At 64.0% G+C, this 23,588-nt stretch carries 26 protein-coding genes; 16 read left to right on the top strand and 10 right to left on the bottom strand.

Annotated elements, in window-relative coordinates; genetic code table 11:
* Position 1: 1 nt before the first annotated feature.
* Genes Q9316_RS02485 through Q9316_RS02495 form a run of 3 tightly spaced genes read right to left on the bottom strand, consistent with a single transcriptional unit; the run spans position 2 to position 2,786 of the window.
* Complete coding sequence (locus Q9316_RS02485; RefSeq protein WP_306033682.1) at positions 2-1,240, bottom strand: hypothetical protein; 1,239 nt, start codon at positions 1,238-1,240, stop codon at positions 2-4.
* Positions 1,241-1,290: 50 nt separating this feature from the next.
* On the bottom strand, positions 1,291-2,151 hold the full coding sequence (locus Q9316_RS02490; RefSeq protein WP_306033683.1) for a DUF817 domain-containing protein: 861 nt from the start codon (positions 2,149-2,151) through the stop codon (positions 1,291-1,293).
* A gap of 8 nt (positions 2,152-2,159) precedes the next feature.
* Entirely contained in the window at positions 2,160-2,786 is a 627-nt protein-coding gene (locus Q9316_RS02495; protein WP_306033684.1) for a ribonuclease D, read from the bottom strand.
* Positions 2,787-2,893: 107 nt separating this feature from the next.
* Between Q9316_RS02495 and Q9316_RS02500 the strand changes: the two genes are divergently transcribed.
* Positions 2,894-3,178 (top strand): hypothetical protein, encoded by a 285-nt coding sequence (locus Q9316_RS02500; RefSeq protein ID WP_306033685.1) that lies wholly within the window; start codon positions 2,894-2,896, stop codon positions 3,176-3,178.
* Between the two features lie 82 nt (positions 3,179-3,260).
* Here the strand turns inward: Q9316_RS02500 and Q9316_RS02505 are convergent, their stop codons facing one another.
* Positions 3,261-3,515: a GlsB/YeaQ/YmgE family stress response membrane protein gene (locus Q9316_RS02505; protein WP_306033686.1), complete on the bottom strand. Its 255-nt coding sequence runs from the start codon at positions 3,513-3,515 to the stop codon at positions 3,261-3,263.
* 598 nt (positions 3,516-4,113) lie between these two features.
* On the opposite strand from Q9316_RS02505, the gene Q9316_RS02510 reads away from it, so the two are divergent.
* The 13 genes from Q9316_RS02510 (at position 4,114) to visR (ending at position 16,662) form a co-directional block, all read left to right on the top strand.
* Positions 4,114-5,709, top strand: a complete 1,596-nt coding sequence (locus tag Q9316_RS02510) for a globin-coupled sensor protein (RefSeq protein ID WP_306033687.1) — start codon at positions 4,114-4,116, stop codon at positions 5,707-5,709.
* A gap of 129 nt (positions 5,710-5,838) precedes the next feature.
* The gene (locus Q9316_RS02515; protein WP_306033688.1) at positions 5,839-6,138 is read left to right on the top strand and encodes an STAS domain-containing protein; all 300 of its coding nucleotides are present in this window, start codon (positions 5,839-5,841) and stop codon (positions 6,136-6,138) included.
* Positions 6,135-6,500 carry a chemotaxis response regulator CheY1 gene (gene cheY1 / locus Q9316_RS02520; RefSeq protein WP_024270516.1) on the top strand — a complete coding sequence of 122 codons (366 nt, stop codon included), beginning with the start codon at positions 6,135-6,137 and terminating at the stop codon, positions 6,498-6,500. Before Q9316_RS02515 ends, cheY1 begins: the two co-directional genes overlap by 4 nt.
* Before the next feature lie 17 nt (positions 6,501-6,517).
* Positions 6,518-8,788, top strand: coding sequence for a chemotaxis protein CheA (locus tag Q9316_RS02525; RefSeq protein ID WP_306033690.1), 2,271 nt, complete (start codon positions 6,518-6,520; stop codon positions 8,786-8,788).
* Positions 8,789-8,794: 6 nt separating this feature from the next.
* Positions 8,795-9,259: a chemotaxis protein CheW gene (locus Q9316_RS02530; protein ID WP_306033691.1), complete on the top strand. Its 465-nt coding sequence runs from the start codon at positions 8,795-8,797 to the stop codon at positions 9,257-9,259.
* A complete protein-coding gene (gene cheR, locus Q9316_RS02535; RefSeq protein ID WP_306033692.1) occupies positions 9,256-10,161 on the top strand; it encodes a protein-glutamate O-methyltransferase CheR in 906 nt (301 codons plus the stop codon). The genes Q9316_RS02530 and cheR overlap by 4 nt, the downstream gene beginning before the upstream one ends.
* Positions 10,158-11,213: a protein-glutamate O-methylesterase CheB gene (gene cheB, locus Q9316_RS02540; protein WP_306033693.1), complete on the top strand. Its 1,056-nt coding sequence runs from the start codon at positions 10,158-10,160 to the stop codon at positions 11,211-11,213. The genes cheR and cheB overlap by 4 nt, the downstream gene beginning before the upstream one ends.
* The gene (locus Q9316_RS02545) at positions 11,213-11,602 is read left to right on the top strand and encodes a response regulator (protein ID WP_298099611.1); all 390 of its coding nucleotides are present in this window, start codon (positions 11,213-11,215) and stop codon (positions 11,600-11,602) included. The genes cheB and Q9316_RS02545 overlap by 1 nt, the downstream gene beginning before the upstream one ends.
* Positions 11,599-12,153: a chemoreceptor glutamine deamidase CheD gene (gene cheD / locus Q9316_RS02550; protein ID WP_306033694.1), complete on the top strand. Its 555-nt coding sequence runs from the start codon at positions 11,599-11,601 to the stop codon at positions 12,151-12,153. The genes Q9316_RS02545 and cheD overlap by 4 nt, the downstream gene beginning before the upstream one ends.
* 97 nt (positions 12,154-12,250) lie before the next feature.
* A complete protein-coding gene (gene cheT / locus Q9316_RS02555) occupies positions 12,251-12,640 on the top strand; it encodes a chemotaxis protein CheT (protein WP_306033695.1) in 390 nt (129 codons plus the stop codon).
* 261 nt (positions 12,641-12,901) lie between these two features.
* Positions 12,902-14,596 (top strand): flagellar basal-body MS-ring/collar protein FliF, encoded by a 1,695-nt coding sequence (gene fliF / locus Q9316_RS02560; RefSeq protein WP_306033696.1) that lies wholly within the window; start codon positions 12,902-12,904, stop codon positions 14,594-14,596.
* 567 nt (positions 14,597-15,163) lie between these two features.
* On the top strand, positions 15,164-15,907 hold the full coding sequence (visN, locus tag Q9316_RS02565) for a transcriptional regulator VisN (RefSeq protein ID WP_306033697.1): 744 nt from the start codon (positions 15,164-15,166) through the stop codon (positions 15,905-15,907).
* An 11-nt stretch (positions 15,908-15,918) separates the two neighbouring features.
* Positions 15,919-16,662, top strand: a complete 744-nt coding sequence (visR, locus tag Q9316_RS02570; RefSeq protein ID WP_371877946.1) for a transcriptional regulator VisR — start codon at positions 15,919-15,921, stop codon at positions 16,660-16,662.
* A gap of 46 nt (positions 16,663-16,708) precedes the next feature.
* On the opposite strand, the gene Q9316_RS02575 is transcribed toward visR, so the two are convergent.
* The 6 genes from Q9316_RS02575 to motA all read right to left on the bottom strand — a co-directional run bounded on the left by Q9316_RS02575 (position 16,709) and on the right by motA (position 21,898).
* Positions 16,709-17,152, bottom strand: coding sequence for a hypothetical protein (locus tag Q9316_RS02575; protein WP_306033698.1), 444 nt, complete (start codon positions 17,150-17,152; stop codon positions 16,709-16,711).
* Positions 17,153-17,157: 5 nt separating this feature from the next.
* Positions 17,158-18,255, bottom strand: coding sequence for a flagellar biosynthesis protein FlhB (flhB, locus tag Q9316_RS02580; RefSeq protein WP_306033699.1), 1,098 nt, complete (start codon positions 18,253-18,255; stop codon positions 17,158-17,160).
* Between the two features lie 94 nt (positions 18,256-18,349).
* Complete coding sequence (gene fliG, locus Q9316_RS02585) at positions 18,350-19,390, bottom strand: flagellar motor switch protein FliG (protein WP_306033700.1); 1,041 nt, start codon at positions 19,388-19,390, stop codon at positions 18,350-18,352.
* A 30-nt stretch (positions 19,391-19,420) separates the two neighbouring features.
* A complete protein-coding gene (fliN, locus tag Q9316_RS02590) occupies positions 19,421-20,011 on the bottom strand; it encodes a flagellar motor switch protein FliN (protein ID WP_306033701.1) in 591 nt (196 codons plus the stop codon).
* A 63-nt stretch (positions 20,012-20,074) separates the two neighbouring features.
* On the bottom strand, positions 20,075-21,019 hold the full coding sequence (locus tag Q9316_RS02595) for a FliM/FliN family flagellar motor switch protein (protein ID WP_306033702.1): 945 nt from the start codon (positions 21,017-21,019) through the stop codon (positions 20,075-20,077).
* A 3-nt stretch (positions 21,020-21,022) separates the two neighbouring features.
* Positions 21,023-21,898, bottom strand: a complete 876-nt coding sequence (motA, locus tag Q9316_RS02600; protein ID WP_306033703.1) for a flagellar motor stator protein MotA — start codon at positions 21,896-21,898, stop codon at positions 21,023-21,025.
* 171 nt (positions 21,899-22,069) lie between these two features.
* Here motA and Q9316_RS02605 point away from each other — a divergent pair, with 171 nt between their 5' ends.
* Together Q9316_RS02605 and flgF are read left to right on the top strand one after the other, a co-directional pair.
* Positions 22,070-22,849 carry a DUF1217 domain-containing protein gene (locus Q9316_RS02605; RefSeq protein WP_306033704.1) on the top strand — a complete coding sequence of 260 codons (780 nt, stop codon included), beginning with the start codon at positions 22,070-22,072 and terminating at the stop codon, positions 22,847-22,849.
* Between the two features lies 1 nt (position 22,850).
* Complete coding sequence (gene flgF, locus Q9316_RS02610) at positions 22,851-23,573, top strand: flagellar basal-body rod protein FlgF (protein WP_306033705.1); 723 nt, start codon at positions 22,851-22,853, stop codon at positions 23,571-23,573.
* Positions 23,574-23,588 lie beyond the last annotated feature (15 nt).

Raw genomic sequence — 23,588 nt, forward strand, 5'->3', positions numbered from 1 at the left:
GTCAGGCGACGAGCTGGCGCGTGATCAGGTCGTAGATGCCGTTGTCGTCGACGCGCAGCACGAAGATGTCCTTCTTCGCCTCTTCCCGCTCCTGCTGCTCGCGCAGGCTCGCCGTGTCGAGATCGCGAAGGGCATCGCCGCTGGTGGCGGCAGGATCGTCCTTGTCCGCGGAAAGGCCACCTTCGGGGACTGCCTCGGTTCTCCCGGCGATTTTCGTCGCCTCGGTTCCGGCGGCCAGCAGTTGGATCGTGTCGAGCGCATCGACGGGCTTCTTGCCGTCCGTCCTGCCCTCGACGGCCTCCTCGTGGGCGCGGCCGACGGCATCCTGGAGCTCCCTTGCATCCTCGAGCTTCTCGCCCGCCTCCAGCGTGAGGATTGTGGCCTCGCGCTCCTGGCGCGTTTGCGCATCCTCGATGCGCGTCGGGTCGCGCCTCGTGCGGTCGAGCTTCAGTTCCTCGATCGTCTTCGGGTCCGCCGCGTCTTCCAGCCGGGCGATGACCTTGCGCATTTCCGGCGTCAGCGCCTTCTCCGCGTCGGCTTTCTCGGCCAGCGCGTCCTTCACGCGCTCGGCTTCGGGGCCGTAGGGATTGCGGATGGCGGCGATGAGATCGTTCGCCTTGAGGCCGAGCTCGGAAAGGCCGGATGTCTTTTCGAGCGCCGCGACATCCGCCGGCAGCTCGCCGCGCTGGCGCGTCAGCATGGCCGAGAGGCGCTGTTCGAAGTCGGCGTCCGTCTCCTTCTCGCCCTGCGTGACGTCCGCCGCGAGCGCGAGGCGGGCGACGAGGTTGGCGGCGGCATCGTCCGAGGGGCCGCTCATCGCCTGCTTGACGGAGGAGAGCGTGGTACCGAGCGAGCCGAGCGTGACGTTGAGCGTGCTGCCCTTGGCCGGCAGGCCGATGCTGTCGACGAGGGCGAGCTTGTCGGCGAGGCGCTGGGCGAAGGCGCGGGCGGTCTCGCCCTCTTGCTGGGCGATGCCGAGCGTGTCGCTGAAACGGGAGATCAGCTTGGCGAGCGTGTCGGCGCCGCGCGCATTGCTGCCGAAGAAGTGCTCGTTGATCCGGGTGTTCGCCTGGCGCGCGGTGTCGTCCGATTGCAGGTGTGCCTGCTCGCGGAAATCGTCGTTCTTGCGCCCACTGGCCTTCTCCGCTTCCTCGCGGCGGCGCTCCTCGAGCGTATCGACGATCGATTGCATTGCCGAGACGGCGGCGGTGGACTGCGCGCTCTGCAAGGGTGTCAACATGGCAAACCTCCAGTTGCCTGGAAGATAACGCCTTGGCCGTTAACCGGACGTTAAGCGTAACCCTGCCGGATCTGAGGGGTATCCGGTGGCTGCGGCCGGCAGACGATCGTCACCAGCACGAAGCTCACATAGAGCAGCAGATACCACGAGCCGAGCTTGGTGAAGGGCACCATGTGCCAGGTCTGCTGGCCGGGATAGAGCCAGACGCCCGTCGCCGTGCCGATGTTCTCGGCGATCCAGAGGAAGATGCTGGTGAAGAAGGCTGCGACGACGAGCGGCATCCAGCGCGGCTTGGCCTCCACCGTGTAATAGATGCGCACGCGCCCGAAGAGCAGCACCGTCGCCGCAAACAGCGCGATGCGGATATCGACGAGATAATGGTGCGTGTAGAAATTGACGTAGATGGCGATCCCCAGCAGCGCGGTCGCCCAGAACGGTGGGTAGTGCGTGAAGCGCATGTCGAAGATGCGGATGGCGCGCGCCATGTAGCTGCCGACCGAGGCATACATGAAGCCGGAAAACAACGGCACGCCGGCAATGCGGATGACCGCCTCCTCGGGATAGGCCCAGGAGCCCATATGGACCTTGAAGATCTCCATGGCGGTGCCGACGAGATGGTAGATCAGGATGACCTTGGCTTCCTCGAAGGTCTCCATCTTCAGCGTCAGGAAGGTGACCTGGATCGCGAGCGCCATCACGAAGAGCGCGTCATAGCGGTGGACCGGCCAGTCGGGCTGCCAGACGAACTTGGTCAGGATGATGAGGCCGAGCATGAGCCCGCCGAAGAGACAGGCCCAGGCCTGTTTCAGCCCGAACAGCAGGAATTCCGCAAGTCCGGGCGGAAGGGCCGCGAGCCGGCCACGGATCAGCCGTCGCAGCGGTTCCAGCGTCGGCCCGGTCTGGTGTTCCACGATGGAACTCAGCTATGGGCGAAGATGTCGGTTTCTTCCCAGCCGAGCAGATCCAGCTTGGCGCGGGTCGGCAGGAAGGTGAAGCAGGCTTCCGCATGGGCAAGCCTTCCGTCGCGCGTAAGGCGGGCCATGAGCTTGTCGCGCAGCGCGTGGAGATGCAGCACGTCCGAGGCCGCATATTCGAGCTGCGCCGGGGAAAGCGTCTCGGCCGCCCAGTCGGACGACTGCTGCTGCTTGGAGATGTCGACCTCCAGCATTTCCTTGAGATTGTCCTTCAGGCCGTGCCGGTCGGTATAGGTGCGGGTGAGGCGCGAGGCGATCTTGGTGCAGAAGACCGGCGTGGTGGTGACGCCGAAGGTGTGGAACAGCACGGCGATGTCGAAGCGGCCGTAATGGAAGATCTTCTGGCGGGAGGGGTCCTCCAGCATCGCGGTCAGGTTCGGCGCCTGCTTCTGGCCGGCGGCGATGCGGATGACATCGGCGGTGCCGTCGCCCGGCGAAAGCTGCACCACGCAAAGGCGGTCGCGGCGCGGGATGAGGCCGAGCGTCTCGGTGTCGATGGCGATCGCGCCGGTATAGCGGGCAGCATCCGCCGCCGGAATGTCGCCTTCGTGATACCGGATTGCACTTGCCATGAAAAACCCCATCTAAGCTGTCTGAACGTCCGCAGGCCTATAGCGCATGTTTCCCGCCTGCGGTACCTTTTTGATGATGCGGAAGGCCGGCCTTGCCGGAAACGACGATGAAAACACGAGCCGCCCTTGCCATTCTGGCCGTCCTGATGTCCGTCTCGGGCGGGCAGGCGCAGGCCTTCAAGGATCTTCCGGGCGTCGTGCCCTCCGACGCCACCGAGGAATACAGCGGCAAAAATTCGGTGGTTTGCGAGCAGAGGGTGATCGTTCCGCCAAGCTCCCGCACCAACTGGATGCCGCGCAATGTCTATGTCTGCGAGCAGAACGGTGTGACGAGCACCGGCACGAACATGCCGCTTTCCCGCGAGCGTTCGATGCGCGGCCTGGACTGGTAGTTCCGGAGTTTTTCGAAATCTGAGCGGAAACGGAAAGGCCGCGGCGGGGAAGCCGCCACGGCCAACGGTTCCTGCGGCCCGGTCAGGCGCGCTTGATGACCTTGATGAGCACGAGCAGGATCACGGCGCCGATCGTGGAATGGATGATGGCGGCGATGATGCCGCTGCCGAGGCTGATGCCGATGGCGGGGAAGAGATAGCCGGCGATGAAGGCGCCGACGATGCCGACGACGATATTGCCGATGAGGCCGAAGCCGAAGCCCGAGACGATGAGGCCCGCAAGCCAGCCGGCAATGGCGCCGACGATGAGGAAAACCAGAATGCTTTCAATGCCCATAATATGCTCCCTTTGACAGTATCATTCTGTCAGGGCTGAATGTGGTAGCCGTTTTCGGGAAAGCAAGTGGGTTTTGGAGCGGTCTTCAGAAAACCCGCGCCTTGGCCGGCGCACGCCCCGCCTCGATATCGAGAAGAAGATAGATGGCGGCAAGCGTTGCCGAAGCGATCAGCGAGGCACCCAGTCCAAGAACAATCATTGTCCATTTCCTCCTGGCGTCATTGCCAGTTCACGACGCTGTCCTACGCGCGCGAGCTTGCGCGTGGCTGACGCAACGTCGGGTCGCGTTAATTTTAGCGAAGCCATAAGCAAGGTATGAACCATTAACCTTCAGGCAAGGAATTAACCATAAACATGGGGTCTACACGTCGGAATGGGAAATTCGCCGTTTCTCACCCAGGCATGATGCCGAACCGCCGTACCGGAACAGAGCCGGTATTCGAGTTTCACCGAATTTGATCATGGATCGCGGGACATGCCGTGCGTGCCGGTTCCCGGCAGCGCACCGCTCGGCCGGACCGCTCCTCCATGAAGAATTCCGTCGGTCCTCTTTAAGGGTGGCCGGGCATCGTTGGTTGGGAGCGAATTGGTGCAGGAAATGCCGGCAGAACAGGCTCGAACGGGACAGGCGGCCAGCCTGCGCGACCGTTTGCGCTTCGCCGGGATGGACAGCGCCGACGGCGAGACGCTTCGCCGTCATCGCCAGACGCTCGAACGGCATGTCGAAACGGCGCTTCGCGATCTCTTCCAGCGTTTCCAGACCTTTCCCGATGCCGCCCGCCACTTCCAGAGCGAGCGCCAGATCGATCGCCTGCACGACCTCCAGAGCTCCCACTGGAGCATCCTGACCGATGCCCGCTTCGACGGTCTCTATGCCGAGCGCGTCAAGGTGCTGTCCGACAGCGAAAGCCAGATGGGGCTCGATCCGCGCTGGCGCATCGCCGGCCATTCGGTGGTCCTCGAGACGGTCGTCACCGGCCTCATCGAGGAATACTGGCCGAAATCCATTCTCGGCGTGGGCAAGGCCCGCCGCAAGGAACTGACGGATCTCGTCGCCGCCTTCCTGCGCACCGCCATGGTCGACGCGGAAATCGGCGTCTCGCTGCGCTTCAACGAGCTGCGCCATGCCCACAACCGGGCGCTCGGCGAACAGCGCCGCGAGGACCGCGCCGAGCTCGACCGCGTCTTCGGCGAGACGATCCGCGGCCTTTCGCAGCTCGACTTTTCGACGCGCGTTTCCGGCGAGATGCCGGAGGCCTGGCGCGCGCTTGCCGAGACGCTGAACGGTGCGCTCGACGAGATCCAGTCCCGTCTTTCCTCCGCCGCCGACCGGGCAGGCGAAAGCGACCGGCTCGTCGGCGCGCTGGCCTCCGGCGCCAGCGCGCTTTCCGCCCGCTCGGCCGAGCAGTCGGCAAACCTGATCGAAACGGCTAACGCCCTCGGCGGCATTGTCGAGCGCGTCCGCCAAACGCTCGGCGAAACCCGCAAGGCGCAGTCCGCCGCCGCATCGACCCAGCAATCCGTGGCGCTTAGCGGCAACATCGTCGGCGAAGCGATGTCGGCCATGGCGGATATCGAGGCCTCGGCGGAGAAGATCGGCCAGATCATCGGCGTCATCGACGAGATCGCCTTCCAGACCAACCTTCTGGCGCTCAACGCCGGCATCGAGGCCGCCCGCGCCGGCGACAGCGGCCGCGGCTTTGCAGTCGTCGCGCAGGAAGTGCGCGCGCTCGCCCAGCGTTCGGCCGATGCAGCGCGCGAGATCAAGCAGCTCGTGACGGGCACCAAGGCGCAGGTCGAGGCCGGCGTCGAACACGTCCACCGCACCCAGGACGCCATCGGCAACATCGTGCGCCAGGTCGAAGGCATCAACGACGCCATCACCGGCATCGTGCGCGAGAGCGCCGTCGATGCCGAAGGGCTGACCGGGGTTTCGGCCGAGATCGGCCGCGCCGGCCGCGCGCTCGAAGCCGATGCCGCCGATGCGAGCCGTCTCGGCGGGGCGGGGGGCGACCTCCACACCGTCATCCTCGAACTCGGCCGCACGATCCGGGAATTCCATGTTTCGTCGCAGCGCGACCTCCGCCGCGCGGCACGCCCCGCGCCGGCAGAGGCGCCTGCGGCGGAACGTACCGAAACGCCTTCCTCGCCCCTCGATTTCCTCTCGGCCCGCGCCGTGGGCTTTGGGGGCTGAAATGACGAGCAGGCGGCCGAGGCACTGGTTTTCGACGGCACGCAGCCGGCTTTCCGATGAGAGCCAGCCGCCCGTCGCTTCGAGCAACGCAATGATGGTTTTGCAAAGACGCAGACAAGGAACACGGTAATGGCGAGCAAGAAAGCCGTTCAGAAAAGTTTAAGCCTTGCCCCCGTCCTCGACCTCAACGAGGCGACGGCGCTGCACACGCAGCTCATGGGCCTCAAGGGCAATCCGCTCGTCATCGACGCCTCGGCGGTCGAGCGGGTCGGCGCGCTCTGCGCCCAGGTCCTGATGGCCGGCGCGAAAAGCTGGGAAGAGGACAGGCAGCCCTTCACCTTCGGCAAGGTGTCCGACCCTTTCATGAAGACATTGCAACTTATCGGTGTGAATATTGATCACTTGCTGGCACAGGAGGCTAGGCAATGAAGAAAAAAGTCCTGACGGTGGATGATTCCCGGACGATCCGGAACATGCTCCTCGTCACCCTCAACAATGCAGGCTTCGAGACCATCCAGGCCGAAGACGGCGTCGAGGGCCTGGAAGTTCTCGAAAACGCAAACCCGGATGTCATCGTCACCGACATCAACATGCCGCGCCTCGACGGCTTCGGCTTCATCGAGGGCGTTCGCCGCAACGAGAAGTACCGCGCCATTCCCATCCTCGTGCTGACCACCGAAAGCGACGCGGAGAAGAAGAACCGTGCCCGCCAGGCCGGCGCGACGGGCTGGATCGTCAAGCCTTTCGATCCGACCAAGCTGATCGATGCAATCGAGCGCGTAACCGCCTAAATCCAGGATTTTCCGCGATGGATATGAACGAAATCAAAGAGATCTTCTTCCAGGAATGCGAGGAGCAGCTCGCGGAACTGGAATCCGGTCTCTTGAAGCTGAATGACGGGGATCGCGACCCGGAGACGGTCAACGCCGTGTTCCGTGCCGTGCATTCGATCAAGGGCGGTGCCGGTGCATTCGGCCTCGACGATCTCGTCTCCTTCGCCCATGTGTTCGAGACGACACTGGATTGCGTTCGATCCAACAAGCTGGAACCCACCCAGGATGTCCTGAAGGTCATGCTGAAGTCCGCCGACGTGCTGGCGGACCTGACCAATGCGGCGCGCGACGGCGGAAGCGTCGACGAGGCCCGCAGCCGCGCCCTGATCCGAGAACTCGAAGCGCTGGCGCACGGCGAGGCCCCGGCCGCCGCCGAAGCTCCGGCCCCGAAGCCCGCAGCCGCTGCTCCCAAGGCGGCCGCACCGGCACCGGTGGTGGAAAAGCCCGCGGTCAACGACGAAGGCTTCCAGCCGATTCCGTTCTCCTTCGGCGACTTCGACGAGGAACCGGCCGCGCACTACGTGCCGACCTGCCAGATCGTCTTCAAGCCCAAGAAGGACCTCTACGCCAAGGGCAACGAAGCGGTTCTCCTGTTGCGCGACGTCTCCCGCCTCGGCGACATGAGCGTCTATTGCGACATGGACAGCCTGCCCCCGCTCGACAAGATGAACCCGGAGGAAGCCTATTTCTCCTGGAAGATCTCGGTGACGACAGACAAGGGCGAGGACGGCGTGCGCTCCGTCTTCGAATTCGCCGAGTGGGACTGCGATCTCGACATCCACACCGTCGAGGAAGAGATCGTCGGCGAGGTGGTCGAGGACGAGGAGCTGCCGATGCAGCCCGTCCCCTTCGACCTGTCGATCCTCGACGACGCGGCTCCGGCCGGCGGTGAGGAAACGCTCGCCGTCGAAAGCGATGCCGCTGCCGCCGTTGCCGCAGCCGAAACCGTCAGCAAGGTCGCGCAGGTCGCCGGCCGCGCCGCCGAGAACGCCAAGGCTGCCGCCGCCAGCGCTGCCCAGGCCAACCAGGCCGCCGCCGCCGGCCAGACGATCCGCGTCGATCTTGACCGTGTGGATCGCCTGATCAACCTCGTCGGCGAGCTCGTCATCAATCAGGCGATGCTCTCGCAGAGCGTCGTCGAGAACGACAACAACGGCACATCCTCCATCAATATGGGCCTCGAAGAGCTGCAGCAGCTCACCCGCGAGATCCAGGATTCGGTGATGGCGATCCGAGCGCAGCCGGTGAAGCCGGTCTTCCAGCGCATGGCGCGTACCGTCCGCGAAATCGCCGACATCACCGGCAAGTCGGTCCGCCTCATCACGGAAGGCGAAAACACCGAAGTCGACAAGACCGTCATCGACAAGCTTGCCGAGCCGCTGACGCACATGATCCGCAACGCGGTCGACCACGGCCTCGAAATGCCGGAGAAGCGCGAGGCGCTCGGCAAGAATCCCGAGGGCACGGTCCGCCTCACGGCGAAGCACCGTTCCGGCCGTATCGTCATCGAGCTTGCCGACGACGGCGCCGGCATCAACCGCGAGAAGGTGCGCCAGAAGGCCATCGACAACGACCTGATCGCGGCGGACGCCAACCTGTCGGACGAGGAAATCGACAACCTGATCTTCCACGCCGGCTTCTCCACCGCCGACAAGGTCTCGGACCTTTCCGGCCGCGGCGTCGGCATGGACGTGGTCAAGCGCTCGATCCAGGCGCTCGGCGGCCGCATCTCCATCTCCTCGAAGCCGGGGCAGGGCTCCGTCTTCACCATGAGCCTGCCGCTGACGCTGGCCGTTCTCGACGGCATGGTGGTCACGGTCGCCGGCCAGACGCTCGTCGTGCCGCTGACGGCCATCGTCGAGACGCTGCAACCGGAAGCCTCGGCCATCCACTCCTTCGGCGCCTCGCAGCGGCTGATCTCGATCCGCAACTCCTTCTGCCCGCTGGTGGATGTCGGCCGGATCCTCAACTTCCGCGCCACGCAGGCGAACCCGATCGAGGGCGTCGCACTGCTCGTCGAATCGGAAGGCGGCGGCCAGCGTGCCCTGATGGTCGATGCCATCCAGGGCCAGCGCCAGGTCGTCATCAAGAGCCTGGAGGCGAACTACACCCACGTTCCGGGCATCGCCGCCGCGACCATTCTCGGCGACGGGCGCGTCGCGCTCATCCTGGACGTCGACGCGGTGGTCGCCGCCTCGCGCGGCCAGTCCCTGAAACAAGACATCTCGCTTGCTGCCACCGGTTGATAGAGCATGACGTACGCGGTCAAGAATCTCTCCCACGGACGCGAACTGATCGCCTTCAGGATCGGCGATCAGGAGTTCTGCGTGAACATCATGTCGGTTCGGGAAATCCGTGGATGGACCCCGGCCACCGCGATGCCGCATGCGCCGCCCTACGTCCTGGGCGTGATCAACCTTCGCGGCGCGGTGCTGCCGATCGTCGACATGTCGCTTCGGCTCGGCATGAAGCCCGCCGAACCGACCGTGCGCCACGTCATTATCGTCGCGCAGGTCGGGCACAAGGTGGTGGGGCTGCTCGTCGATGCCGTCTCCGACATCCTGACGATCACCGACGAGAACGTGCAGCCGACGCCCGATATCGCCAATGAGGCGGAAAAGTCCTACGCCCGCGGCATCCTCGCCATCGAGGGCCGCATGATCTGCCTCATCGAGCTGGATGCCCTGTTCCCGCATACGGAAAGCGAAGCCGCATGACCTATTCCCCGGCCATCGACACAAGACAGTCTCCGGACGAGTGCCTGGCGAGCGGCGAATATCCGCTGACCCGCAAGGACCTATCCGAGATTGCGGCCATGATCTATGCGGATGCAGGCATCTACCTCAACGAGACCAAGGCCTCGCTCGTCTATTCGCGCCTGTCCAAGCACATCCGCCAGCTCGGCCTGAAGGGGTTCCGCGACTATTGCGCGCTGGTATCCTCGCCGGCGGGCGCGTCGGCGCGGAAAGAGATGCTGTCGCACCTGACGACGAACTTCACGCGCTTCTTCCGCGAGAACCACCATTTCGACCACATGAAGAGCGACGTCCTGCCGGAGCTTCTCGCCCGCGCCCGCAATGGCGGCCGGGTACGCATCTGGTCGGCCGCCTGTTCGGACGGGCAGGAGCCCTATTCCATTGCGCTCACCGTCCTCTCGCTGATGCCCAACGTCGCCGACTACGACTTCCGCATCCTTGCGACCGACATCGACCCGAAGATCCTCGCCATCGCCAGGGCCGGCGCCTATGACGCCAATGCGCTGGAGACGGTGAACCCGGCCATGCGCAAGCAGTTCTTCCGCGAGGTGGATGCGGGCGGCCGGCAGAAATGGCAGGTCGATGACCGCGTGAAGCGGTTGATCACCTTCAACGAACTTAACCTGATGGCGCAGTGGCCGTTCAAGGGCCCGTTCGACGTCATCTTCTGCCGCAACGTCGTCATCTATTTCGACGAGCCGACGCAGATGAAGATCTGGTCGCGCTTCGCCGGCATGCTCGGCGACAACGGCCATCTCTATATCGGCCATTCCGAGCGCGTCTCGGGCGAGGCGAAGAACCAGTTCGACAATATCGGCATCACCACCTACCGCTATACCGGCAAGCACAGGAGGGGCGCATGATGGCACCCGCTCGCGTCCTCGTCGTCGACGATTCGCCGACCATGCGCGGCCTGATCACGGCCGTGCTCAATTCCGATCCTGATGTGAATGTCATCGGCCAGGCCGGCGACGCCATGGAAGCCCGAAACGCGATCAAGCAGCTCAATCCGGATGTCGTGACGCTGGATATCGAGATGCCGAACATGAACGGGCTCGAATTCCTCGACAAGATCATGAAGCTCCGGCCGATGCCGGTCATCATGGTCTCGACGCTCACCCATCGCGGCGCCGAGGCCTCGCTGATGGCGCTGGAAATCGGCGCCTTCGATTGCGTCGGCAAGCCGCAGCCGGGCGATGCCCGCCCCTTCGGCGACCTTGCCGAGAAGGTGAAGGCCGCCGCCCGCTCGCAGCGCCGTTTCCATGCGGAGCCGCCGCCGCTCGCGCCGACCTCGGCAAACGTCAACCCGGCCGCAAGCTACAAGCCCGGCCGCAGGGTCGTGGCCATCGGCTCATCGACAGGCGGTGTCGAAGCGCTGATCGCGGTGCTGCAGAAATTCCCGGTCAATTGCCCGCCGACCGTCATCACGCAGCACATGCCGCCGACCTTCACCAAGAGCTTCGCCGAGCGGCTGAACCGCCTCTGCGCGCCGGTGGTGCAGGAGGCGACGGACGGTGCGCGGCTGGAGATCGGCAAGATCTACCTCGCGCCCGGCGGCGACCGCCATCTCCAGATCGCCAACGCGCATGCGCCGTGCTGCCGGCTGGTGGAGCGCGATCCGGTCAACGGCCACCGCCCCTCGGTGGACGTGCTGTTCGATTCGGTCGCCGAACTCGCCGGCCGCAACGCCGTCGGCGTCATCCTGACCGGCATGGGCCGGGACGGGGCGGCCGGCCTTCTGAAAATGCGCCATGCAGGGGCGCGGACCATCGGTCAGAACGAAAAAACCTGCGTCGTATATGGAATGCCGAGGGTGGCTTTCGAGCTGGGTGCCGTCGAGCACCAGTTTCCGCTCTCCTCGATAGGGGAGGAAATCTTGAAGATCACTGCGGCCCGTAGAGAAGGGAGCGAATAATGTCTATCGCTGAAAAAATCAAAGTACTCATCGTCGACGACCAGGTGACGAGCCGCCTGCTGCTGGGCGACGCCCTGCAGCAGCTCGGCTTCAAGCAGATCACCGCGGCCGGCGACGGCGCGCAGGGCATGGCCATCATGTCCCAGCAGCCGCACCACCTCGTCATCTCGGACTTCAACATGCCGAAGATGGACGGCATCGAGTTCCTGCAGGCGGTGCGGTCGAACCCCAACACCAAGAAGGCGGCCTTCATCATCCTGACCGCGCAGGGCGACCGTGCCCTGGTGCAGAAGGCGGCGGCGCTCGGCGCCAACAACGTGCTGGCCAAGCCGTTCACCATCGAGAAGATGAAGGCGGCCATCGAAGCCGTGTTCGGGGCCTTGAAATGATATCAGAAGCCGCGCCGCGCCGCGTCCATGTCATCCAGGGCGAATACAAGGTCCTCAACGATCCGAATGTGGTGCTCACCACCATTCTCGGCTCGTGTGTGGCCGCCTGCATGCGCGATCCGGTTGTTGGCGTCGGCGGCATGAATCACTTCCTGCTGCCGGGCTCGGCCGAGGCGCTCGCCTCTGGGGGCGACGCCACGCGCTACGGCGTGCATCTGATGGAACTTCTGATCAACGGCCTCCTGAAGCAGGGCGCCCGGCGCGACCGGCTGGAGGCGAAGATCTTCGGCGGTGCGCGGACGATCGCCCGCTTTTCCAATGTGGGTGAGCAGAACGCCCTGTTCGCCCGTCAGTTCCTGATGGACGAGGGCATCAAGGTCGTCGGCGAGAGCACCGGCGGCGAGCATGGGCGCAAGCTGGAATACTGGCCGTCGAGCGGCCGGGCGAGGCAATATGCGCTGACGGGCGTCGAGACGCAGAAGACGGTGGCGCTGGAGCAGCGGCCGGCACCCGTCGCAAGGCCGGTGGAAAGCTCTATCGAATTCTTCTGAGCGGCCGTTCCGCCGCAGGGAAGCGAAGTACGAAATGTATTGCGTTGCCGGTCGGGACAGTCGATCCGCCGGCCCGTACGGGTAAAAAGGGTAACCCATGCAAGCCGAGTATCTGAGTGCAGCGACTGCCATGGAGGAAGCCCTTCCGGATGTCCTGATGCGGATCGTGTCCGAACTGCACGATGTCGCCTACCTTATGGAACGCATCGAGCCGCAGCTCGCCGCCATCCATGGCGAGGGAGCGGGCGACGCCAACGAGCGCATGATGGTGCTGCAGGGCATCGACCTTGCCGTCCAGAAGACGCGGGGGCTTGCCGAGTTCATCGACACGATCACCGGCAGCATTCCCGAAAGCTGGGTGGTCGACGTCACGACGGCGCTCAACCTCGTCAAGCTTGCCGACATGCAGAAGGCGCTGAGCAACGGCCTGCGCCACGGCCATTCCCAGCCGCTCGGCAAGGCGGCCGGCGATTTCGAATTCTTCTGAGCGGCCCGGAAAATCGTCTCCAGACGGCGCCGCAAGGCGCCGTTTTGCATTTCTCTACCCCTTTTCGCACGCGCGGCAACGACATGCTCGCGCAAGTTTCGCGGTCTAGTTTCCAGGCCGGATCAGTTAGGTCCGCGTATTCCATGGGGCAGGCCGGCGCGTGCGGAAATGTGCCGGCATCGTCCCACGAGATTGAAAATGCGTCTGATCGCGCCGGCATGGTAGGCCGGAGTCCAGGCGACTAGTCCGTGCGGGAACAGAATGAATCTGTTGGAACAGCTGACGAAAGTCTACAGGAACCTGGCTTCGCTGGGACAGGCGAAACTTGCGATGCTGGCGGGAGCCGCCGTCGTTTCGATCGGTCTCGTGCTCGCCGCCGGGATATTGGTGAACAAGCCCGCCTACGAGACGCTCTATGTCGGCCTGGAGAAGACCGACGCGAACCAGATAAGCCTGGCACTCGCCGAGGCCAACATCGATTTCAACACCGGAACCGACGGCGCAAGCATCGCGGTCCCGGTGGGCCAGACTGGCAAGGCGCGGCTCTATCTCGCCGAACGCGGCCTGCCGAGCAGCGCCAATTCCGGCTACGAGCTTTTCGACAAGGTCGGCTCGCTCGGCCTCACCTCCTTCATGCAGGAAGTCACGCGCATTCGGGCCCTCGAAGGCGAAATCGCCCGCACGATCCAGCAGATCAGCGGCATCGCCGCCGCCCGCGTCCATATCGTGATGCCGGAGCGTGGCAATTTCCGCAAGGCCGACCAGGTGCCGACCGCCTCGGTCATGATCCGCGCCAGCGCGCAGGCCGGCCGCGAATCGGCCGCCGCCATCCGCCATCTCGTCGCCGCCTCTGTCCCGGGCCTGGAAGTGGACGGGGTGACCATCCTCGATTCGGCCGGCCAGCTCCTTGCCTCCGGCGACGACCCGGAGAACGGTGCGGTCAACCGTTCGCTGACGGCGGTCCAGACCGTCCAGAGCGAAATCGAGCGTAATATCGAAAAGGCGCTCGCGCCCTTCCTCGGCATGGACAATTTCCGCGCCAGCGTCACCGCATCGCTCAACACCGATACGCAGCAGATCCAGGAGACGGTCTACGATCCGGAATCGCGCGTGGAGCGCTCCGTCCGCGTGACGCGCGAAAGCCAGAAGTCCAGCCAGCAGGCATCGAACAAGGCGGCGACTGTCGAGCAGAACATTCCGCAGGGCGGCCCGGAGGGCAACGGCGACGGGCCGCAGTCGAGCGACGAGGCGGACAAGAAGGAAGAGCAGACCAACTACGAGATCAACAGCAAGACGGTCGCCACCGTCCGCAACGGCGTCGCCGTCGAGAAACTGTCCGTCGCGGTCGTCGTGAACCGGGCGCGCGTCGCCACCATGGTCGGCGAGCCGGTCGAACAGGCGAAGATCGACGCCTACATCGCCGACATGCAGAAGATCGTCTCCTCGGCCGCCGGCCTCAACAGCGACCGCGGCGACGTCGTCACGATCACTGCCATGGAATTCCTCGACCACCAGCTGCTCGACGAAGCGGTGCCGGGCCCGGGCGTGACGGAAGTGCTGACGCGCAACCTCGGCGGCATCATCAATGCGCTTGCCTTCGTCGGCGTCGCATTCCTCGTGGTCTGGTTCGGCCTGCGCCCGGCGGTCCGCTCGGTCACCGGCGGCGGTGCTTCCGCCGGCGCGCTGGAAAGCGATGCAGCCGGTCTCGAGCTTCCCGACTTCTCTCCGGCCGCCGGTATCGGCGGTCCCGGCGCCACCCTCATGGACGGCTTCGGCGCGGACTTCGGCTTCGACAGCACCGACGACCTGCTCAATGCGGGCGATGACGGGGAGGGCACCTTCAACCGCCGCGTCAAGGAAGGTCCGGAGCGCCGCCTCAGCCGCATGGTCGAGATCAGCGAAGAGCGCGCCGCCAAGATCCTGCGCAAGTGGTCCGCGGAGAAGGAAGCCGCCTGACGGCTGCCCCCGAAGGAAAAGACAGCGACGCGGCCGGAAACGGCCGCGTTTTCGTTTGCGCAGGAAAAGCCGCCACGCCGTTTTTTGCCCCGCGCCTGTCGCTTTTCGGCAACGCTGGTTCGACCCGTTTGTAGCAATTCCGTCGTATTCGGGGGCGGCATGATCACCGTTCGCTTCACGGCCGCGTGATCGGTGAAAATATTTTATCGTCACACCAGTTGCAGGATACCGGCCGGCACCGCAATTTTCGCTCGAATTAGCGCTGCCTTTTGTTTCGGATGCCGCCGCGACATCGCAAATACTGTATGGTTAACAAATATTTACCCGGACGGCTATCGCCAGATGGCAGCAAGCAAATCAGTGTTCGCAAAGCGACTCACAGTTGCCGTCAAAAGTAAATCCCGAGAAGATGGCGATGGTTTTTAGCGATGGGCGATGTACACTTTAGTCACTGATTCGCTTGGTGATTCTCGCAGATGCGGCCTGACTGGAAGGTGCTCGGATGGTTCCGGACACCGGCGGGAAGGAAGCGTGAATTTCCGTTCGGAATCGGAACAGGGGGCTATCATGGAAACGATCCGGTCGGATGTCTCGGCCTGGGAGTCCTATGGATTCTCAGCCGAGTCGGGTGAGCGTAAGAGTACGCGTGAACTTCTGGTTCAACACCTGGGACGCTGTGCGGATCGCGCCGGCCTGTCCACGGGCCTGAGGGCGCTGACCGATTATGTCAGCGCTTCCCATTATCTTCTCGTCCGCCACGATGTCTCGCCTGAGGCAAGCCTTGAGATCGTGGTCGCATCCGACTGGCCCTTCAACATGGTGCGCGGCATTGCCGGCGCCATCGTTGCTTCCCAGTCCCGCATGAGCGAACTTGAAAAGTGCCTGACGCTGCTGAAGCCGAGCTTCAGCCATCTGGCGGACGACGTGGCCGTTCCCAAGGGCATCAGCCGCGAATATTGCCTCATCGCCTTCCATGTCGGCCGGGTCCGCATGTCGCTGCTGCTCCTCTTTCCGGAGCATTTCATCCTGTCCCAGAGCAAGTTGCGCGATGTCGGCGTCATGACCGGCTACTTCGCCAGCGTCTGCTGCCAGGGCGCGATCCTTCGGCAGGATCGCGAGTTGGAACTGACCGAACGCGAGATCGAGTGCCTGTACTGGATCGCCGAAGGCAAGACGAGCGACGAGATCGCCGTCATCCTCGGCATCTCGCGCAACACGATCAACAACTACATCACCAGCGTGATGCGCAAGACCGCGACCAAGACGCGGTCGGAAGCGATCGCCTGGGCCGTTCGCAACAGCCTGGTTTGAGGAGGACTGCCATGGGTATCCAGCTTTCCGCCCCCGTCGCGATGGAACCGGAAATCCGGCTGGCGCGGCCGCCGAAGGCGGCGCGGGCGGCGGACTTCGTCTCCCGCCTGCAGGTGATGCAGACGGTCGTCGGCGCCGAGCATTTCGCGGTGCTGCGCGTCTCCGGCCACGGCCTGCCATCGGCCCGCAAGCTGACGCTATCGCTGCACAACTGGGCGAATGATGTCGAAGAGAACGGCCGGGTGCTTCTCGAAGCCTACGGCCCGGCGATGCTCGCCCATCTCGAAGCCTCCATGCTGCCGCTCATCTGGGAAGGGGCGGGTGACAACCAGTTTGCCGCCTCGGGCGCCGAACCCTTCACCACGCGCCTTCCGCCCCGTCTCCTGCCCTGGTCCGGCACGGCCTTCCCGGTCCGTCTCGGCGCGCACGGCAATGGCTACGTCCTCTTCATGGGCGTCTTCATCGCACCTTCCAGCGATCTCATCATCGACATGCACATGAAGAGCTGCCAGGTGCTGATCGACATGCTGGCCGGCGAGGAGCGCAAGCTCGGGCCTTCCGAAGCGCTCAGCGAACGTGAGATCGCCTGCCTCCAGATGGCCGGCGACGGCTGCATCTCGGAGGCGATCGCCGAGAAGATGGGCCTTTCCGTGCACACGGTGAACGCCTATCTCGGCACCGCGACGACGAAGCTGGACGCGGTGAACCGTATCCAGGCGATCGCCAAGGCCATCCGCCTCGGCTACATCACCTGACAGAAAACGGCCGTGTCGTGCACGGCCGTCCTTGCTGTACGGTTCGTCAGTGCGCGTGCTGTGACGGCGCGTCGGATTTGACGTAACGCGCTTCCGCCAGGCTCTTGCGCAGGAAGGCGGTATTGTCGTCGGGATCGGCGGACGGGTCGTTGAAGGCGACATGGGTGACCTCCACGCCCGCCTTGTCCTTCTGGAGCATGAGCCGCGCATAGACCGTCACGCCCTGCGGGCGGATTTCCATGTCGAGCGTCACTTCCGGCTCGGTGTCCCAATCGAGACGATAGTCGCCGCCGGCGCCGAAATTGACGGTGCCCGGCAGGAAGTAGAGCTCGGCCGCCGAGGAGACCAGGTCGGCGAGGTTGCCGTAGCACTCGAAACGCAACAACGAGACGAGATCGGCGGCATCGAGCAGTCTGAGCTCAGTGGCGACCGGGCAGATTGCTTCGGCAACAATCTTCTCGCGCTCTGCGGAAAAGGTGCATTTTCTCATCGGATCTAGTTTACCCGTCTGGTCTGGGGCGAGGCTGCATAAACCCGGTGAATCAGCTCCGCCACGGCTTTGTAGAACACCGGTGGAATGACACTATCTACCGAGACTTGCGCAAACATTGAGCGTGCGAGCGGCGGATCCTCGAAGACGGGAATTCCGTTCTCCTCCGCGATCTCGCGAATCTTGAGCGCGACGAGGTCCTGGCCCTTGGCGACGACGACCGGCGCATCGCCTTCCTCGCGCACATAGCGCAGCGCGACGGCGAAGTGGGTCGGGTTGGCGATGACGAGGGTGGCGCGCGGTACGGCGGTCATCATGCGGCGGCGGATGCGATCGCGCTGGATCGAGCGCATGCGCGCCTTCACGATCGGATCGCCCTGCGCCTGCTTCATTTCCTCCTTCACCTCCTGCTTCGTCATCATCAGTTCGGAGAACCAGTGATGGCGGGTCCAGGCGAAGTCGAGCGCGGCGATGATGGCGGTGGCGAAGAGGACGATCAGCAGGACTTTGGTGACATCGGACGTCATCATGTAGATCAGCGCGGCGGGCTCGGAGAACATGGTGTCCAGCGAGGCGAAGTAGTTTGTGCGCATGGCGAGCGCCACGACGAGCGACACGAGCACGATCTTGATCAGCGACTTGCCGAATTCGACGAGGCCGGGCTTGCCGAACAGGCGTCCGAGGCCCTTCACCGGGCTCAGCCGGCTGAGCTGCGGGCGCACGCGCTCCATCACCGGGCTCGGCATGTTCTGGAAAACCGAGGAAGCGATGCCGAAGACCATCATCATCGCGAGGATCGGCAGCAGCAATGCGCCGGCCTCCCAGCCGAGATGGCGGAAGATCGCGATGACGTCCGTGCCCGTCTTCAGGTTCCAGGCTTCCGGCTGCTCGAAGAAGTCGCGCAGCGTCTCGTTCATGCGGGCGATGCCGTCAGGCATGAAGAAGACGAGGTAGACGTAGATCGCCAGCGTCGAGGCGAAGATGGTGATTTCGCGCGAGAAGGGCGTATTGCCTTTTTCCATCGCGTCACTGAGCTTCTTCTCGGTCGGAAGCTCTGTTTTGCTGTCCTTGTCTTCGTCCGACACGTCGCGCTCCCCGGCCATCCGCAGCGGGCCAAAAACAAACGGCCCGAACCCCATGTCTGGAGATTCGGGCCGTAAATACGCTCCGCTCGCGGCGGGATCGTGTCAAGCAGGATCAGGCCGCCTGGGCTTCCTGTTCCTTTTCCTTCAACTGGATTTGTCCGGCGGCGGCAAGGCGGATGGCTTCCTGCGTGATCGAGCGGCGGGCTATCGCCACCTCGCGCGGGTTGACGCCCTGGTCGCCGGCGGCGAGGTCCGATTCGATCATGCGGCGCTGGCGCGCGCCGATCGAGGACAGTACCGATTCGCGCAATTCCATCGAGGCGCCACGCAGCGCCGAGGTGATGATGTCGCCGGAGACGTCGTTGAAAAGCGACACGCGGCTCCTCTGCGGCATGTAGAGCACGTCCTCGAAGAGGAAGATCTTCGGGCGGACCTTCTTGACCGATTCGGTCGAGACCGTTTCGAGCGAAGCGAGCATCTCGTCGACCTGCGACTTCTCCAGCTCGTTCATGAGATCGGCGACCTTGTTCGAACCGACCGAGTTGCGCTCCGCATCCAGCGCATTGATCATCTCGATGACGCGCGCCTCGACGATGGCGGTCGCCTTGGGGCTCGCGTCCTTGAGGTTGACGGTGCGGTTGATGATCTCGGCGCGGTGATCGTCCGGAATTTCGAGCAGCACCTTGGCGCCGAAGGAGGACGGCATCATCGACAGGATGTAGGCGATGGTCTGCGGGTGCTCGTTGAGCAGGAATTTTGCGACGAAGACCGGATCGGCATCCTGCAGGCGGTCCCAGATCGTCGTCTCGAAGGCCTGGAAGGCGGCGCGGCGGCCGAGCAGGCCGTCCACTTCGTCCGGCGTCAGGCCCTCTTCGAGGATGCCTTCCATCATCTTGGCGTTGTCCATCAGGCCCGCGCCCTCGGTGAAGAGGTCTTCGAACTCGTTGATGAGGTCGATCAGTTCATGCGGCGGGATGGCGCGCAGGTTCTGCGCGGCGGCGATGATCGCCTGGAGCTCGCTTTGGGTGAAATATTTCAGCAGCTTGCCGGCCACACCCTTGCCCATGGCGAGAAGGACGGCTGCTGCCTTCTCGACCGGCGAAAGCGGTGTACCGACCGCCGTGGATGTGCCGAAATTCTCAAAATCCATCATGGATTATCCCCCTGAACCCTCGACCGGGTATCAGATCTTGCGTGTACTCTTTACTTCGATGAGCTTGACCCCGAAGCGGGTGTCGTCGTTTTCCAGAACGGTGATTTCGCCGCGGCCGATGATCCGGCCGTTGACCATGACCTCGACCGGCTCGCCGATGCGGCGGTCGAGCGCGATGGTGGCGCCTTCGCTGAGGTTCATGAGGCTGGAGACCTGCATCTGCGAGGAACCCAGAACGATCTGCAGATCGATCGGGATGTCCATGATGAGGTCCATGTTGGACTGCATGGCGCTGCCCGGACGCGGGGCCTCGCCGAGATCGGCGGAAAAATCGTTACCGCCGCCGAAATCGCTGCCGCCAAAATCCGAGCCGCCGAAGCTGGCATCCGCGCCGAAATCCGACGTGGCCGCGCTGGCGCCGAAGTCCGATGTGCCGAAATCGCCGCCGAAGGCGGCAAGCGGGTCGTCCTCTACCGTCGCCGGGAGATCGGCGCCGGCGGAACCTGCGGCATCCTTCTGAAGAACGCCGCGCAGGTCGTCGATCGCCTGCTCCAGTTCCTGGTCGCCTGCATTGATGGAAGACATGATGTCGTCAGCGATGGGTGTTTTCTTCGGTGCCATAAGATCACTATTCCATTTGAAACTTGCCTGAGGCGTGCCGCCCCGCAGGCTTCATGCGCAAAACTAGCCGATGATGTGCTGGAGAAGGTCTTCCTCCGAGCCGTAGGTATCCTTGACGCGAACCGTGTAGCGGGCGCCCGAGCGGCCGAATTCGCAGACATAGAGGTCGCGGCCGTTGGCATTCACCTCCACGCGCACATCGCTTGCCTCGTGGAACGGGATGATGTCGCCCGCCTGCAGCCGGCTGATCGTGTCGAGCGTCTGGGATTCGAGGCGGATGCGCGCCTCCAGCGTCACCTTGGAGCGCCGCACCTGCTCGCCGAGCTGCTCGCTCCATTCGACGCGGGTCTTCGGCGTGTTGGCCGGCTTGGGCGCCGCGATGGTCGACTTCAGCAGCACGCCCTGCGGAACGACGACATGGAAGGTCGAGAGCACCGGGCCGATGCCGACGGCCATGTTGACCATGGCGACGAAATCCTCGTCGCTGCCGTCTTCCGAAGGCTTGCGGGTCTCCGCGTTGTGTGCGCTGCCGAGGAAGGGCTCGAAGCCGTTCGCGCCGTTGACGGCCGTCTTCAGCACGCTGGAAATGCGGTCGAACATCATCGCCGCGACGTCGAGCTCGATCTTGGAGAGCGGGCGCGCCTCCGGGTCTTCGATCGAATCGCTGACGGCGCCGAGCATGTTCTCGACGAGCGTGATGATCATCGGGCTGTCGCAAATCAGCGTGAAGCGCTCGCACCAGTCGCGCAGCGACGCATCGCAGCAGGCCATCGCGCCGCCGAGGCCGGAGACGAGCGCGCCGTAGCGCCCGGTCGTAAAGCCGGCATAGGAGACGGCGACCTCGAAGCCGAGTTCGCTTTCCAGCATGTCGGGCAGGAATTCGGAAAAGACGTCGCCGAGGCTGGCGCAGAGCCTGGAAATGGTCGCCTGGTCGCCGAGCTTGCCGGTAAGGCGCGCCAGGACGACGGGGTCCATAGTGGGAAGGGAGGTCACGGTCGCTGCGCTCATCTATCAGGCCGCCTTCGTGTCGCCGCCGCCGGGGTTCATCATTTCTTGCTCCACCGCGTCGATCGACGGGCGCTCATAGGAGGAGATGGTCTTGCGGCCGTATTCCAGCGCGACCTGCGGAACCGAGCCGTTCATGTAGGCGAGCAGCGTCTGCTTGACGATCACATAGAGGCGGTTCTGCTTCTCGCGTACCACCTTGATGTTGGTGGTGATGGGGGTGACGATCGAATAGGACAGGAAGATGCCGAGCATGGTGCCGACGAGGGCCGAGCCGATCAGGCCGCCGAGCACTTCGGGCGACTCGTTGATCTTGCCCATGGCCTTGATGACGCCGAGAACGGCCGCGATGATGCCGATGGCCGGGAAGGCGTCGCCCATGGTCGAGAGCGCCTGGTAGGGCTTCATCTTGTCGCGCGTGATCGTCTGGATCTCCTCGTCCATCAACGCCTCGATCTCGTGGCTGCGGGCATTGCCGATGATGATGAGGCGGACGTAGTCGCAGATGAAGGCGGTCAGTTCCTTGTTCTTCAGCACGGTCGGCGCGGACTGGAAGATCGGGGATTCCTCGGGATTGTCGATATGCGCCTCGATCTCGTTGCGCGATTTCGTGCGCAGGTCCCGCATCAGGCTGTAGAGAACGCCGAGCGTGTCGAGGTAGTCGCGTTCCTTCGGCACCTTGTGCTTGAAGGCCTCGCCCAGCGCCTTGCCGGTTTCCTTGATCACCTTCATCGTGTTCGCCACGATGAAGCCGCCGACGCCGGCGCCGCCGATGATCAAGAGTTCGAACGGCTGGTTGAGCACTTCGACATGCCCGCCCATGGCCATGAAGCCGCCCAAGACGCAGCCGACGGTAACGATGAGACCGATAATGATGTTCATGAGCGCAGGTGTCCCGACACAATTCTGACCGTTCCGGGAATACGGTTCCAGCCTTGCGTGAAGCTGTACCTTGCGGCGTGTTCGCCGATCAGGTTCGCACAAGCAAAACCCGCAAGGATCATGGTTCAAAACGGGCATTCATGTCTTCTTGAACCTGATCGGCGGCCTATCGTGACGACCACCTATACGAGCTACAAGCTGATTTCCTCCGACCTCCCGACGTCGCTGAAGCGCGTCTCGGAGCAGCCGGACGTCAAGCGCGAGACGGAGTACTACCTCGACAGGATCGGCAGCATAAAGTCGATCGACGAGTTCTTCGCCGACAGCCGGCTCTACAACTATGCGATGAAGGCGCACGGGCTGGAGGACATGGCCTATGCCAAGGCCTTCATGCGCAAGGTCCTGACGGAAGGCATCGACGACAAGGACGCCTTCGCCAACCAGCTCAGCGATACCCGCTACAAGGAACTGGCCGAAGCGCTGAACTTCGCCCGGCACGGCGAGCTTGCCACCACCTTCGAGCGCGCCCAGAAGGGCGTCGTCGACAAATATGCCCGCCAGACGCTGGAGATCGGCGCGGGCGAGGACAATACGGGTGTGCGCCTGGCGCTCTATTTCGAACGCATGGCGCCTTCCATCACGTCGGGCTATTCCATCATCGCCGACGACGCGCTGGCGCAGGTCGTGCGCACCGCCTTCCAGCTTCCGGCCGAATTCGCAGCCACGGATATCGACCGGCAGGCGGCCTATTACGAGGACATTCTGAAAATCGAGGAATTCAAGGACCCCTCGAAGATCGGCAAGTTCCTCGAGCGCTTCACCGCGATGTGGGAACTCGAAAATCCCGTCGGCAGCTACGATCCGCTGACCGCCTTCCAGCCGTCGAGCCTCACCGGCATTTCGACGGACCTGCTGCTTTCCATCAACAACCTGAAACTCGGAGGTCGCTGAGATGCAGACCGGGCTCTATGTATCGCTTTCGTCCCAGCTTGCGCTCGAACGCCGCATGACCACGCTTGCCGACAATGTGGCGAACTCGACGACGGTCGGCTTTCGCGCCACGGAGGTCAAGTTCAACCAGGTCGTCAGCGACCAGAAGAACGCCGACGTCGCCTTCGTCTCGCAGGGCAACGAGTTCATCTCGACGCGCAGCGGCGGCATCACCGAGACCGGCGGCACGCTCGATTTTGCGATCAAGGGCGACGCCTGGTTCCAGGTGGAGACGCCTTCCGGCCCGACGCTGACCCGCGACGGCCGCTTCACGCTGACGGATGCCGGTGAACTGGTGACGCTCAACGGCTATCCTGTCCTCGATGCGGGCGGCGGTCCCATCCAGATCGACGCGGCGGCGGGCCCGATCCTGCTCAGCGCCGACGGCCAGCTCAACCAGAACGGCCGCCCGGTGGCGGCGCTCGGCATTTTCGAGGCCGATCTTTCGGGTGGTTTCGTGCGCGCCGGCAACAGCGGCATCATTCCGGCCCTCCAGCCCCAGCCCATCGTCGACCGCGTCGATGCCGGCGTGGTGCAGGGCTATGTGGAAGAATCCAACGTCAACGCCATCGGCGAGATGACGCAGCTCATCCAGGTCACGCGCGCCTTCGAGAACGTCGCCGCGCTTATTCGCGACAGCGAAGAATCGATGAAGGAAGCGCTCCGTACCTTCGGCGGAAGGTAAGCGGGCGCATCGGCA

It is taken from the genome of Shinella zoogloeoides, assembly GCF_030733845.1.
GTDB lineage: Bacteria > Pseudomonadota > Alphaproteobacteria > Rhizobiales > Rhizobiaceae > Shinella > Shinella zoogloeoides_C.